This window comes from Bacillus sp. FSL K6-0268 (genome assembly GCF_038005425.1).
GTDB classification, from domain to species: domain Bacteria; phylum Bacillota; class Bacilli; order Bacillales; family Bacillaceae_G; genus Bacillus_A; species Bacillus_A thuringiensis_S.
On sequence record NZ_JBBOTF010000001.1, the window covers coordinates 770642 to 785642 of the forward strand.

Sequence of the window (15001 nt, forward strand, 5' to 3'; positions counted from 1 at the left end):
ATAAATAAAAAGTGAGGGATATATAATGCAACGTGTAAATACGATTGATATTAGTAATGTACTACAATTGGAAAAAACTCTTTCGACTTTATTAAATAAAATGATTTCTTCAAAACTAGACCTTGAAAATTGGTTAAAAGAGCAGTCAAAAGTAATTTGGGACATCGAAGAACAATTAAGATCACATTACATCGCCTTTCAATGTAATACGGATGATGAAGAAATAAAGGATACTTTTGAACATGATCAACAATTTGTAAAGCCACTTTTAAAGCGGTACCAAAATTTATTGGATAATAAATATTTAGAGTCACCTTTTCGAATGGAATTAGATTCTAACGTATATGGTTTATTAGATACAAAAATAAAAAATGCTCAAAAGTTATTTTGTGAGGAAAATATCGAATTAGAAATACAGGAAGACAAATTAGTCACAGAGTACTTTGAAATTACTGGAGGATTAAGTGGAATTTGGGACGGAGAAGAAAAAACGATAACAGAATTACAATCCTATTTACAAGATTCGAATCGTGACACCCGTAAAAAGGCAAAAACCATTATTTCTGAACAATTTTTATCTGTTGAAAAAGAACTCCAAAACATATTAAATCAATTAATTGAAATTCGCCATCAAAAAGCAAAAAATATTCAACTAGAGAATTATCGCGATTATATGTTCAAAAAATACGAGCGTTTTGATTATTCAGCGAAAGATTGCTATGAACTAGCTGAATCCATACGTAAGTATGTTGTGCCTCTTAAAGATAAAATATTGCTAGAGAAAAAAGATAAACTGCAAGTTGATACGCTTCGCCCGTGGGATGTATCAGCTGTAACTCCAGATCAAAAAGTACTTAAACCTATTGCAAATGAAAATGATTTAATTGAAAAGAGCACTCATATCTTTAATAAACTAGATGTTGAATTTTCAGCACTTTTAAACCGAATGTATAAACACAATTGTCTTGATTTAACAAGCCGCAAAGGAAAAGCAGCTGGTGGCTTTTGTGAGTACTTACCAGCTTCACAATTATCTTATATTTTTATGAACTTAAATTATACACAAGATGATATTGTCACTTTTATACATGAAATGGGTCATAGTATTCATAACGAACTCATAAAACCATTAAAATTACGACAGTATATAGAAATTCCAGCTGAAACAGCTGAGCTAGCCAGTATGACAATGGAGTTATTCTCGCTTAATTATTGGGATACCTTCTATACAGACAAAAAAGATTTAAAACAAGCAAAAATTAACTTCTTTAAAGATGTTATTTCATATTTACCTATTATGCTTATTGTCGATCAATTTCAACACTGGCTGTATGAAAATCCAAGTCATACTTCTGAAGAAAGAAATGAAAAATACTTACAACTTCAAAAACATTATCAGTCTAGCGTCATACATATTGATGGCTACGAAAACTGGATAGCAACGAGTTGGCTACCTGTACTCCATATTTTTGAAGTACCATTTTATTATATTGAATATGCGATCGCCCAACTTGGTGCATTACAAATGTATAAACAATATAAAGAGGATCCTAAGCAAGCGCTAGAAAATTATAAAAAGGCATTATCACTAGGAAGCTCGCAATCTATAAAAGAAGTGTATGATGCAGCCGGTATTCGTTTTGATTTTTCTGGTGAAACAATTAAAGAACTAATGCTATTTGTAGAAAAAGAATTAGAATTACTTGAGCAATTATAAGAAGAAAGCTGCACCTATATTTTTGGTGTAGCTTTCTTCTTTATTTTATTAATCAGCTCTATGTACTGAGTATCTCCATATCCGATTGTTGGAAAAAGATAAAACAACTTTATTAATAATTCACGAGTTGATAAATCTTTATTTTTAGAGATGAATTTCATTACTGCATTATCTTCTGTTAACATTTCTAAAAATAAGTCTATAGCCTGATACATTACAGGTGGTACCTTATGAGAGGTCTTTTTATGGTTTACTAATACTTCATTGTATATAGAAGAGTAATTCCCCAATTCAAGTTCAATTTGATTTACTTTAAATTCATCCTCTCTAAAGCTATTTAAGTATACCTTCCCTTCATAAGCAGACTGTTCAAGGTGAGAAAGTATGGTAAGTAGGTTCATTTGGCAAAACATATCTTCACCAAACCATAGAACAATACATTTATACTTTTTCGTAAAAAGGTTTTCTAACGGATCTATAACCTTTTTTATATAACTTTCTACTGAACTGTTATGTCCTTTCGCTCTTGTTTTAATAAACTCTTCATTAAAAACTTGAGTAGTAGCCAAGTTCACACACATTGCCTCATTAAATGGTGCATAATCAGAATCACCCATTAGCTTTTCGTTTTTAAATTCTTCATACATAACTTGACCATTTAATATGTTAAGTACCTCTTTATCAAATAGCTCACTCTTCCTATTTCGTAACTGCTCAACCTCTATTTTTCTAGAAATATTCATATTAAACGCCCCTTCTTTATTTAAATTTAGTTTAACAAATGATTGAATAGGCATTTTGTTAAGTTGGTATTCTCTTGGATTCATTCCAAAAACATTTTTAAAACTTCTACTATAAACCTCTTGGGAAGAGTAATCGTAATCCAATGCGACCTCAATTATCTTCCTACCATTCTTTAAATCCTCCGTAGATAAATACAACCTTCTAAGAAGAATATAACGTCTAATACTGAAACCCGTTACTTGATGAAATTTAAAAGAGCAATAATAAGGAGAATACCCCATGTAACGAGATAATTCATCTAATGAAAATCTCTTTTTTAAATTGCTCTCAATCCAATTAATCATCTGCTGTATATGTTCATTCATTTCCTTCACTCCTTATTTAAAAGTATAGGAGAAGTGCGTTTCTTTCTTTTGATATCTCTTGTGTTTTATAACATGAGCCTTTCTCTAAAGTCTTTATAATCTATATATAAGTATTAATTTTATATTTTTTCATCTATCTTATTTTGTCATACCTTCTATTCATTTTTCAATTTAGCGTTAATGAGTATGTTGGCAACACCTTACTAATTATTAAAGGTCAATTTACATCATATTTCATTTTAAAGGATTTCAAAAATTAAACACGAATTTTATAAAATAAAATTCTTTTAATTCCCAAGTTAAAAAATTAAGGTTTGGAAAGGACGTTTCAATGAACAAGCTAGAAAAAGAAATACTTCAATTCATAAATGAACAGTATCCGTTGAATTTTATTAACATTAAGCCAATAACAAATGAGATGTATGAATGTCTTACAGAACAAGGTACATACTTCAGTAGAATTACAAACTACAAAACATATGAAGAACAGATAGAGGAAGTTTTATATACAAATTTTTTATATCAAAATGGTTTAGGTGTTCCACCAATAATCCCTTCATTACAAGGGAATTTTGTAGAAAAATTCACATTAGACAAGGAGATTTTTGCTGTATTATATAAAGCTGCTCCTGGTATACATTTACCAAGGTCTGAATGGAATTCTAATATATTTAAAAAACTTGGTAAACAAATTGGAAAATTACATCGTATATCTAAAAGCTTTGAAAAGATTAAACCAGTAAAACATATAAACGATTGGTATGAAAATGAAGAATATAATTTTCTTAAATATATCCCTAAAGAAGAAAATACAATAAGAGAAATTGCATCTGACGTTTTAACTTCCATAAAAGAGCTACCAAAATCCCCTTCAAATTACGGCTTAATACACGGAGATTTATGGTTAGAAAACATTTTAGTCGAAAATAATTCAAACTTAACAATGATAGATTTTCAAGACTGCGAAAAACATTTTTACATATTCGATTTAGCCGTTCCTATTTATAGTGCAATAGAATATTCATTTGCTGGAAATGGGAATATCGTTGACTATGAGTATTCTATTACAAAAGCACTATTTGAAGGCTACCAAGAGGAAAATGAGCTACCAAAAGAGATGAAAGACAAGTTTCCGTTATTTATTAAATTAAAGGAAATTTTTGAATATAGCTTAATGCATATGTATTGGGATAAAGATGAATTAACGGAGGAACAAGTACGGATTATGAACCTTTATAGGATGAAGATCGAAAATAAGAATACCTATATCAATATTTAAGAATACTGTTGTTTAACTACAAGGAAACTTTGGTTAAACAACAGCATTTATTAATTAGCTGACAACCTTTTTTATGACTTATAAATACTGATTCAATAATCTTTTCAAATACACTTCATTTTGCGGTGATACTTTTTCAGAAAATCTAGCTGCAATAATAATAGGAGCCCATTGAAAAACTTCATCTCTTGATATGCCGGTACGACTGCAATATATATGTAAATACATCTCAGCTAATTCTACCGAAGATTGTGAGTACAACAAGTATGTTCGAAATACATCTGCGCGAATATCACCTGAACTAGCATCTACCCAATCTATAACTTTCACTTTCTCTTCCTTACTCAAAATCAAATTAAATGGATGAAAATCTCCATGACATAGCCTAAAATCAAATGTAATAGATTCTAATTTTTGTAATATATCCTTCTTTTTGCGTTCATCCAATTTATGCACAGATTTAATTTGACGCTCTAACCTTTCCCTCATTAACTCCATTTCATCTGTATTCACATGTATAGCATGGATCTTTTTTTGCTCATTAACACAAAGGCCGATATAACGCTCTGCCTCATTTAAATTATTAAGCAGAAGATCACCAATGTTGTCCCCTTTTACATGTTCCATAATAATTGCCTGTCTATTTTGTATCTTTGTCACTTCGAATACGTTTGGAACTGGCAGCCCGCATGAATAAGCATATTTTTGTTTTTTTGCTTCATTCATAGACTCTGTATCTGGGAGGTAATCTTTAAATAATTTTACAACCTTATCATCAGTTAAATAAATTTCTGCAGTATTCCCTTTTGCAATTGGATTACCTAGATTCACTTCATTTCTCTCCTTAAAATAAGTTTGAATAACGCTTAATCCTTTTCTTTGCATTCACTCTAATCATAACGAAAACCTTCTTCACGAAGATATAAAAAACTTACCACTTTCTATCCTTAAATAGAAAGTGGTAAGTTTAGTTCTTTAGGAATATTGGAATGAAACTCTGGTGTATACACAATAGAAAATGAATATCCCTGCTCAATAAATGATACTTCATTATGTTTACATTCAAAGGGAACATTATTTTTCTTAAAGTTATTTTGGATGTGCTGTAAAAATGCTGAATCCGGTGTTCCGAAAGAAACATGAACTTTCGGTGGTAAAGCTTTCATTGCGATTGGAATCCAAGGTCTCTGCCACCAAGTCGCGACGATATATGCAGTGCCACCTATAACAAAGTTAAAAATATCCCCATCTTCCATCGTTTTCATATTTAGATTTGATTTTAACCATTCCGTAAAAACAGGTACACTTTTAACAGGAAGACCAATTTCCCTTACGTATAAAATGTTTAAAGGTGAGTGTGGTACTAATACATCTTCTTTAACATAACTATGCGCGATAATTTCGAGAAGATTTCCATCGCCATCTCTGAAATATAAGTTGAATCGGCCGCTCTCTTCATCAATTGTATGACCATCTTTCCATTTTACAATGAGTAATCCAGACTTTTCAAGCCATCTTGCAACTTCATGAAATTTTGAATATGGAATCTCAAAAGCAAAGTGCGCAGGTGCAATTGGTTCATATAATTCTTGAAAACTAATTGTAGTGTACGGTGTTACTTTAAATTGAATAAATGATTCTGTTTCTTTTTTTATTGGAAAAGATAATATGTCCCTATAAACTTGTTTTACCCCTTCTATGGAAACCGTTTGTAATTTTATATCTAATATATGTGTAATCACGTTACATTCCCCCTTGTTTCTTATTATCTATTCGTATTGTATTACACTTATAAATAGATAAAATCAAACGGAAGGATGGATTTTTCATGTAGAAACTACAACTTTAGTATGAATATGTTAGCTCCAATTATTTTTTATTTCTGCTATAACAATTTCTGGTTTATCCCAGTGCAACATGTGTGTAGTATCAGGAATTACTTTTACTATACTGTCCGTTTTCTCTTTAAAAACATTTACTGTCTTATCTCTATAATCCGCCCAAACTTGTGGGACTGTAGCTCGAAGTAATACAATATTAGCCGGTAGCTTCTCATATATATCTATAGTTTCATCTTTATGCATACCTCTTATTATATTACTAGCTGTATTTCCCCTGGCATGCCACCATACTTTATTATCCATTTCGATCCCTAGATCCTTTACAGCAACTTCTAACAATGAAGACCACCTAGTATAAGCTGCTTTTTCACTTTTGAAAAATTCGTCCCAATTATTAAAAACGTATTCATCAAAGTCCTTTTCATAATAAGCCATTTCATCTTCCAACGTTTCTTCTTTAAGCCTTTTTGTTTGATATCCACCATCAATAAGAATACTTCCTTGTACTTTTTCTGGATGATTTAACAAATAAAATAACGCTACAAAACTTCCCCATGAATGTGATAGAAAATAGAAGTATTCGATTCTCAATTCATTTATTTTTTCATTGCTAATATAGTAACGTTTCAAAACATTTATCCTCCATATTTTGATTTTTTAATTTACACTTTATTTATTTCTATTATTTTCAAGTATCTCCTGTATTCTTTTCCACACAAAAAGCTGCTTTTCTTTAAATGAAAAGCAGCTTTTACACTAAAATATATTATAATTTAACAGCAATAATCATAAATCTTTTTGAATTAGTACGAATCCCTTTTTCAAAACTATACGTATCAATGAACTTTTGTAAAATAGTAAAATCCTCTTCCTGTTCTCCGAATCTAGGAATAATAGGGGTATGTTTTAATAAGAAAATGAGATCTTCAGACCTACTGTAATAATCAGTAACATCATATTCACGTACTTGCACGAGATCAAATCCTGCACTAATAAGTTCATTCATATACTTTTCTTTTAAAGTACCATCCCGTTCACCTAAGCATTGCCCTCTACCAAATGCTTCTTTCAGGTTTAATTTATCATTCTCACTTACTTGTTGTGTTAAGAAAAAGGCACCCTTTTTCATTACTTTCGCTAACTCAGATGCCAGAAACGGGGCATGACAACTTGAAGCAATATCAAAATGTGCATGTGGAAATGTTAAAGCTTCAGAACCCATTTGAAGAAACTCAACATTTTGTACACCTGATTTTTTCAAGTTAGAATGTGCCGTTGCAATCATGCCGTTAGAATTATCAATTCCAATCAACAATTTAGCTGATGATGCTATGTTAAGTACATTTTCTCCTCCCCCTGTACCAACATCAAGTAAAATATGTGATGGTTTACACCTTTCTTTTACCTCACTATAAAAGTCCCATGTATCTCCTACAGTTTCACATTTTATTTTACTAAAATCCCATCCATTTAATCTTCCTACTTTATCATAGAAGCTTTTATACTCTAATTCGTTCATCTTATTACTTCCCCTTTGTAAAAATAAATTAAATATGTATAATAACCTACGACACTCCTTAATTATATATTATAAATTACAAATTATTAAAACAATATTTCCCTTCACACTACAATAAGTTTACATAACATTTTTATGGTTTATCTTTATCTATATATTCTAAATGCCCTCTTCCCCAACTACACATACTATCCAAAACAGTACTGACTGTTTTTCCATGTTCAGTTAAGCTATATTCTACTTTAGGTGGTATTTCTTGATAAATTTCGCGTTTTATTAGTTGATCTTGCTCTAATTCACGTAATTGCTTCGCTAACGTCCCTTGAGATATATCTGGTATCAATCGCTTTAATTCACCAAAACGTTTCATTCCATCTGTTAGCAAAATAAACAAAATGAGTGGCTTCCATTTCCCACCGATTATTTGTAATGTTGCTATTACCCCTTTTAACTTCGGTTCTTGTAAATCCATTTTTCTCACCTCTCCTCAGATATCATAAAGTGAAACTTTAATCAGTGAGGGTTTTGTTCATCCCAAACTGATTATTAGTTGAACCAATCGGGCTTTTACGGGCAATTGATCTCTTACCTAACTTCCTTGCATTTTCCTAACTTTGAGATAATATGAAGTGACCTCCTAGATTATCAAGTCAGGGATTTTAACCCATAATAATGAATGAAAACATTATGAATGGGGTTATACCCTATGATAATAGGAGGCCACTATGGAAAATATAATATATATTGGGATGGATGTCCACAAGGAAAGTTTTAGCTTATGTGCACTACACGGAACAACTGGGGAAATTGTAAGAGAAGCACGATGTGCTTCAAATGTATCTCTCGTAAAAAAATTCGTTGAGAAACTGAAAACAAAATATGGTGAAGATATAAAAATTAAAGCTGGATATGAGGCTGGTTGTTTAGGGTATTCACTTCATAATCTTCTTGAACAAAATGGAATTGATTGTGATATTTTAGCTCCCACAACAATGTACAGTTCATCAAAAAACAAAATGGTGAAAAATGATAAATTCGATGCCAAAATGATTGCTCTTAATTTAGCAAATGGCACCTATAAAGAAGTATATGTTCCAGAAGAAGAGGATGTTGCCGTGAAAGAGTATATCCGCATGTTAGGTGATTTTAAAACATCTTTGAAAAAAATAAAACAACAGATAAAAGCATTCCTTTTAAGACATGGCTATGTGTATGAAGGGAAATCAAGCTGGACAATCGCTTATATGAAATGGTTAAAGAATCTTGATCTACAAGGATTATTCAAAGAAACGTTAGGCGAATACCTATTACAGTATGATGTTCTAGTCGATAAAATTGAGCGGTTCAGTTTGAGATTAGAAGAATTATCTCATCGTGAAAGGTACGAAGAACCAATCGCAAAGTTAAGATGCTTAAAAGGTATAGATACAACATCGGCAATGACTGTTCATGTGGAAATTGCAGACTTCACTCGTTTTCCCACGGCTAAAGCATTTATGGCTTATGTAGGATTGACGCCAAGCGAAAGCTCAAGTGGAGAGAAAATCAGTCGACGTTCGATTACAAAACAAGGAAATTCGACCGTTAGGTCTACTCTTGTAGAATGTGCAAATGCGTTGGTAAAAGGAGCAATCGGATTAAAATCGAAGCGAGTGAAAGCAAGACAAAAAGGGCAACGAAGCGAAGTGATTGCTTATGCGGATCAGGCTGTAGAAAGGTTACAAAGAAAATATTATCGCATGATATATCAAGGGAAGCCTAGAAATGTTGCCGTTACAGCTATCGCAAGAGAACTGGGGTGTTTTATATGGGGATTAGAAACAGGTAAAATTCACCGAAAATAAAGAGGGAAGGATATGAAGTTGATTGATTCATAGTTAGAAATCAAAGGTATCAATTGATGGCATAGATGAGCTTCAGAGATAGTGAATTACAGGTCTGGCTATCTATGACTCACCTCTTCTGGCATGGCTGAAATTCTGATAAACAAGCTATTTATTAGAATTTGAAAAGGTGTGATCCACGCAGTGAGATTATAAGAGCCTAACGACGAACCATTAACCTGAGGTAACCAATCCACGAATAACAGAGTGGTTAACTGTCGATAGATCTTATTTCTGAAGCTTTTGTATGCCATCAAGAAAAATATTATGGGTGAAAAACTATTGACAAAGGTCACTTCATAACAGGTGAGAGTTTTACTGCCCGTTAATGCGGGATAAACCATATTTAGCGATTTTTCCAATTACTTATCCGCATAAATAGCGATTAGTACGAAATTTACGACTATGTACATATAAAGTGCGTACTTTTCACTTGCTCCCTTTTAGCGAATAATAAAAGCATAGCACAGTTATATTCTAAATTTTTTATTAAAGGAGTGGCTAAAATATGTCTATTACTACATTAGAAAATAGTCGTATTGTTATCATTGGCGGGAGTTCTGGTATTGGATTGGCAACGGCAAAACAAGTAATTGAACAAGGAGCACATGTTATTATTGCAGGGCGTTCGGAAGAAAAATTAAAAGTTGCTAAAAAATTAATAAATAGCAATCATCTTCAAACTTATATATTGGATAATCAAAATAAAGAGCAATTACAAATTTTTTTCAAGACAGTTGGGAACTTTGATCATTTATTCACACCGGGAGCCTCTTACACACTTGGACCAATTACCTCTACAGAGGAAATTGCTGAAAGTAGCTTCATCGGAAAGTTTTGGCCTCAATATTATGCCGTAAAATATGCAATTCCTTTTCTTTCAAACTCTGGATCTATCGTGTTAATGTCCGGTGCATTTAGTCAAAGACCACTTAAAGGCGCACCTGCTTATGGAGCTTGCAATGGTGCTATTGAAAGTTTAGGGAAGGCTTTAGCTGTGGAATTAGCTCCTATTAGAGTTAATGTGGTTTCTCCTGGAACAATACAAAAAGAAAATGAACAAAATGAAAATAGACTAGTTGCTTACGAAGCTTATAAATCTCTTTCACTTGTACAACGAGCTGGATATAATGATGAAATTGCACATACTGTCCTATATTTAATGCAAAATAGTTTTACTACGGGTAATGTATTGTTTCCTGATGGAGGGTACACATATCATTAAATTATTTAAGACAAAAGCCCCTTATTACGGTGGCTTTTGTTGCTCATTTAAACATTGCTGAAATTTCCAAATAGATGATTACATTACTTTAGTACCAACTGGTTGGTTTTTAGATGATTCATTACAATCCGCTCATTTTGTACATTTGCAAATAAAATTGTGCTAGTAGTTGACGAATCGAATCTCGAAGTAATTTGTCTTGATATTTATGGATAAGTTTCCAAAGAAAAAAGGCATATAATTAATGCCTTTTTTCTTTATCATTATTTAACTGGATAACAAACTTCTGTAACCCACTTATTAGGATCCGATTCCATCGCTGGGCTCACATGATAAATATTAAACATCGGGCCTGCTAATTTGTAACCTTCTGTCTCAATCCATTTTGCCGCAGCCTCATTTACAGCTGTCATCTGTTCATAACTTCCATTAACTGTTATAGAAGCTATATTGGTTGATTTCATATTTTTAAATGTAACGTCTTTTGTATTTTCGTGCTTACCTAGAATACTTAGCTGTATTTCTATATCTACATCATTTTCTTTGTATTCACGATCATGGAAAACCGCAATACTATAACTCGGATGGGCAATACTAATATTTTTCATTTGAATTTCTTGCATTAATACACTCCATAAATCACCTTCGCAATTATACGATGGAATAATCTTTCTAACACTAGCTACAGTTCTTTCTGGAATTTCTTTTATTGAAACATGATAATTCATCTCAACAACATCCTCTCTCATCGTTTTCATTGAGTCTTCGAGGAGACGTAATTGTTTTTGGAGGTTATTCATGTCTTCTTTAATTTGAGCACTACGATTTAAAAATTGCTCTTTTATGCTATCTATATTATCGCATTCTATTATTTCTTTGATGGTAGCAATATTAAACCCCATAGCTTTTAATGTTTGAATTTGATTTACTTTTTTTAATTGGTCAGCTGAATAAAATCGATATCCACTCTGCTCATCGACTTTTACTGGTTGTAATAATTCCACTTTATCGTAGTGTCTCAACATACGTATACTAATGGAAGATAGTTTCGAAAAATCCCCTATTTTAAACATGATTTCCTCCTATAAGTTACATCTACTTTGAAGCTCAACTTCATCATAAACAATGACATTATGTGAGGGTCAACTATTTTTAACGATTTAAATAATAATTTAACATGTTATATTTATATAATTAAAAACCTATATTCCTGTTTTTATGACTACTGCAATTGATAACCATTAGTTATTTTTCTCAAGACATTCATAAACCGCCATCATATCTCGTTTATCCAACTCACGAATACGATTAAAAATTGGTATTTGCCCAACAGCTTCTGTTAATAAGCTCTCATCCACAACATCACTAACTTTTCCAGTTAACCACGTTTGTACATCCACGCCCTCGACAACTTCTTTTAACCCTTCGTCATTAATACCACTTGCATTACAAGTTACACATGGAATTGTTAGTTTAAAGACACCATCATGTAGATTATCTTCGGTTATCACTTTCTTACCTTTACAAAATGGACATGGATTACTTTTTTTAATTTTATTAATTTGGGTAACTATTTTTTTGTATCCAAACGCTTCGTATACATACGTAAGTTTTTTATATTTACCATTTGTGAAATACTTATCTATAATGTTTTCTCTCGTTTCATAAACATTAGGGAAATCACAAACAGTTACTTGATTATTAACACTAATGGATTCGATATTTCCTTTTATTTCACCCCAGAATGGTAAGACATTTTGTAACACCATTTCATAGTTTGAAAAGCTTGCTTGTTCTAATTCAAACATCTTCAGTGCAACTTGTGCTTTTCTTGGCAATAAAGAAACATCTTCTGTCAATACCATATCGCCACCAACAATAGACTTCAATTTAACAAGTGTCGGTAAATCACCAACTGTTTTCACTACTTCATTAATAGGCTGATTAATTATTTCACGAATATCTACGTTATCAAATTTAAGTGGTTTATGATGATTTAAAACCGTCCCCTCGCAAATTGGACATTTCATCATTTTTTTTGAACTTTTAATTTCTTCTTTAATAGGTGCTTTTGAAATAACAATATATCCACCAATAATTGTATTAAATCCTACCCATGTTCTGCGTGTCTTTCCTTTTTTATCATAAAATGATTTTTCAAAATACCCGTACCAAAACGTATGCTTTTCTTCTTCTGACATATCATTATAGCTCTTTGACAAATCGTGATCAAGCTCATTTTTTATTTCTTCGAATAGAAATTCTATTTTTTCATGCTGATAAAATTTTAATACCTTCATGATTTCTGGATCGAATAGCCCATCCCAAAATGGAACACTTTTATCTTGAATGGCAATATCTTTATCAAAAACTTCAATTTGAAGACGTCCAGAACAAGATGGACAATGATTGTCCTGTGAATAGAAATCAAAACTTCTCGTATCTTTATTAATTGGATGAGCAGCTACAATATGATTAATTAATCCACCAATCTCATATAAGAAACTATATTGACTATATAAATGTCTTTCAAGATCAATAGCAATAACAGGTGCGATTGTATCAGATTCATATTCACCATAAATTAACCTAGCCATTGATGATAAACTTTTTAAAATACCGCCCTTATAAATATTTTCGGCATTTTTAAAATAGTTAATATGATTTTCTTCTAAATAGTGAACCCCTTTTTTCTGCTTAAGCATTGAAGAGATGTGTATTTTCTCTGTGCTATTCACATTACTTTTTTGACGATAGTAATCCTCATGATTGACAACATCCAAATGCTCTATAGATTCATTCTGCCTTTTTCCAAAATCAACTATATAATCAGAGCTTTCTAACATGTAACGATTATGCTCAATCATAATGATCGAAACTGATTCATCTTGCAGAATACCTCTAATACTATCGATAAATTGATTCAAAATATTTTGTGATAAACCTTTTGAAGGCTCATCAAAAATAAATAATGTATGTGGATTTCTAGTGTTTGCAAATAATTCCGAAACTAAATGAACACATTGAAACTCACCTGTCGATAATGTTTGTGTTTTTCTCTCTAATGTTAAATAGCCAAGCCCTAATTTAATTAGTAGGCTCAAACGTTTATAAGCGATATCTTCATTTGGAAGTTCATCAATAATATCCTCAATCGAGCGCTCAAAAATATCATCAATGTCTTCACTATACTTTGTCAGTTTCTTTTTAATATCTAGGAAAGTTGCTACAGTTGATCGACTTGTAATTGATTGATTTCGGTCTTGTCCTACCATAACTAATTTATCTTTTGGATATCGTTTCAAAAAATCTGTAGCTAGACATTCGTTGACAAGTGTAGATTTCCCACATCCTGATTCTCCTGTAACTGTTACAAGCCTGTTTTTAGGAATTTGAAACTCAGCCATTTGGATATTACGGCAATATAAATCATAGAATGTATAATATTCTGTTGGTATTTCTTTATTTCGATCCCACAGTATTGACTTTGGTCTTGGTGATTCTTCCACAATTTTCCCGCCATATTTTCCGCTACCAGATCCAAAGAACAATTGCTCATCAGTTGTATCTAGTACTGTATCTGAATGATCAATAAGCCAAATTTGATTTTTACACCCTAATCGTTTAATCTCTTCTAAAATTTGTAATAAAGTTTCATGATCAAGTCCAACTGAAATCTCATCAATAATAATTACAGCATTTTCACTTACTGCCATGAATTCGGCCAAATAAAGTCGTGTTAACTCTCCACCTGATAACGTACCCATAATTCGATTTAATGTTAAATAACCAATGTTCATATTAATAATATTTTGCAGTATATGCTGTTTTTCTTCACTAATATTTAACTCTTTTGCTAGTGAAAGAATAGATTCAATACTTAAATCATTAATATTTGAGATTGAATGTGGCTTGTCCAACAAATCAATTTCATGTTGTTCAATTTCTTCACTATAACGTTTTCCCTTACATTTTTTACACTCAACATTTTTTGTAGTACCACGGCCTTTACAACCAGTACACCAGCCTAATTGATTATTAAATGAAAAGACCTCTGGAGAAAGATTAAATACCTCAGCAAGTTTTTCCCGAACCTCTGTAAAAACACCAGTATGAGTACCAATCGTTGAACGCGGATTAGACGAAATCGATGATTTTCCTAGAAAAAGTACTAAAGGTATTTCTTCCATCTTAATGGCACTAAAATTTGTTTCCATAATGTTAGGAAATAAATATTGATATTCAGCCTTTGGCAATAAAGAAACTAATCGTTTTTTTGATTCTTCACCAATTGTTTGGCAAAAAGTTGTTTTACCCGATCCAGATAAACCAGCAATTCCAAACGATTTATTAAACGGTATAGTTGCATCTAATTTATTTATGTTATTAGCAATTAATTGATTTACTTTCATATTAACCTCTATTCTT

11 protein-coding genes and 1 pseudogene are annotated in these 15001 nt (G+C 31.7%); 4 read left to right on the forward strand and 8 right to left on the reverse strand.

Features of this window, described 5'->3' with window-relative positions:
• Positions 1-25 precede the first annotated feature (25 nt).
• The gene (locus MHI28_RS03945) at positions 26-1717 is read left to right on the forward strand and encodes a M3 family oligoendopeptidase (protein WP_001190030.1); all 1692 of its coding nucleotides are present in this window, start codon (positions 26-28) and stop codon (positions 1715-1717) included.
• A 14-nt stretch (positions 1718-1731) separates the two neighbouring features.
• Here MHI28_RS03945 and MHI28_RS03950 read toward each other — a convergent pair whose 3' ends face one another.
• Positions 1732-2826: a helix-turn-helix domain-containing protein gene (locus tag MHI28_RS03950; protein WP_001002110.1), complete on the reverse strand. Its 1095-nt coding sequence runs from the start codon at positions 2824-2826 to the stop codon at positions 1732-1734.
• Positions 2827-3157: 331 nt separating this feature from the next.
• Between MHI28_RS03950 and MHI28_RS03955 the strand changes: the two genes are divergently transcribed.
• A complete protein-coding gene (locus MHI28_RS03955) occupies positions 3158-4105 on the forward strand; it encodes a phosphotransferase enzyme family protein (RefSeq protein ID WP_001037122.1) in 948 nt (315 codons plus the stop codon).
• 78 nt (positions 4106-4183) lie between these two features.
• On the opposite strand, the gene MHI28_RS03960 is transcribed toward MHI28_RS03955, so the two are convergent.
• From MHI28_RS03960 to MHI28_RS03980, 5 genes and pseudogenes are all read right to left on the reverse strand, one after another.
• Entirely contained in the window at positions 4184-4936 is a 753-nt protein-coding gene (locus tag MHI28_RS03960) for an aminoglycoside phosphotransferase family protein (protein WP_001048505.1), read from the reverse strand.
• A gap of 116 nt (positions 4937-5052) precedes the next feature.
• On the reverse strand, positions 5053-5847 hold the full coding sequence (locus tag MHI28_RS03965; RefSeq protein ID WP_000627905.1) for a VOC family protein: 795 nt from the start codon (positions 5845-5847) through the stop codon (positions 5053-5055).
• 117 nt (positions 5848-5964) lie between these two features.
• Positions 5965-6555 (reverse strand): annotated as a pseudogene (locus MHI28_RS03970) (alpha/beta fold hydrolase); the annotation flags it as partial.
• Positions 6556-6712: 157 nt separating this feature from the next.
• Positions 6713-7465: a class I SAM-dependent methyltransferase gene (locus MHI28_RS03975; protein ID WP_001003870.1), complete on the reverse strand. Its 753-nt coding sequence runs from the start codon at positions 7463-7465 to the stop codon at positions 6713-6715.
• Between the two features lie 133 nt (positions 7466-7598).
• Entirely contained in the window at positions 7599-7937 is a 339-nt protein-coding gene (locus MHI28_RS03980; protein WP_000365520.1) for a winged helix-turn-helix transcriptional regulator, read from the reverse strand.
• Positions 7938-8190: 253 nt separating this feature from the next.
• Between MHI28_RS03980 and MHI28_RS03985 the strand changes: the two genes are divergently transcribed.
• Together MHI28_RS03985 and MHI28_RS03990 are read left to right on the forward strand one after the other, a co-directional pair.
• Positions 8191-9309: an IS110 family transposase gene (locus MHI28_RS03985; RefSeq protein WP_277548338.1), complete on the forward strand. Its 1119-nt coding sequence runs from the start codon at positions 8191-8193 to the stop codon at positions 9307-9309.
• Between the two features lie 547 nt (positions 9310-9856).
• The gene (locus MHI28_RS03990) at positions 9857-10573 is read left to right on the forward strand and encodes an SDR family oxidoreductase (RefSeq protein WP_000029094.1); all 717 of its coding nucleotides are present in this window, start codon (positions 9857-9859) and stop codon (positions 10571-10573) included.
• A gap of 263 nt (positions 10574-10836) precedes the next feature.
• On the opposite strand, the gene MHI28_RS03995 is transcribed toward MHI28_RS03990, so the two are convergent.
• Together MHI28_RS03995 and MHI28_RS04000 are read right to left on the reverse strand one after the other, a co-directional pair.
• Positions 10837-11646 (reverse strand): MerR family transcriptional regulator, encoded by an 810-nt coding sequence (locus MHI28_RS03995; protein WP_000472619.1) that lies wholly within the window; start codon positions 11644-11646, stop codon positions 10837-10839.
• A gap of 168 nt (positions 11647-11814) precedes the next feature.
• The gene (locus tag MHI28_RS04000; RefSeq protein WP_000867738.1) at positions 11815-14985 is read right to left on the reverse strand and encodes an ATP-binding cassette domain-containing protein; all 3171 of its coding nucleotides are present in this window, start codon (positions 14983-14985) and stop codon (positions 11815-11817) included.
• Between the last annotated feature and the right edge of the window lie 16 nt (positions 14986-15001).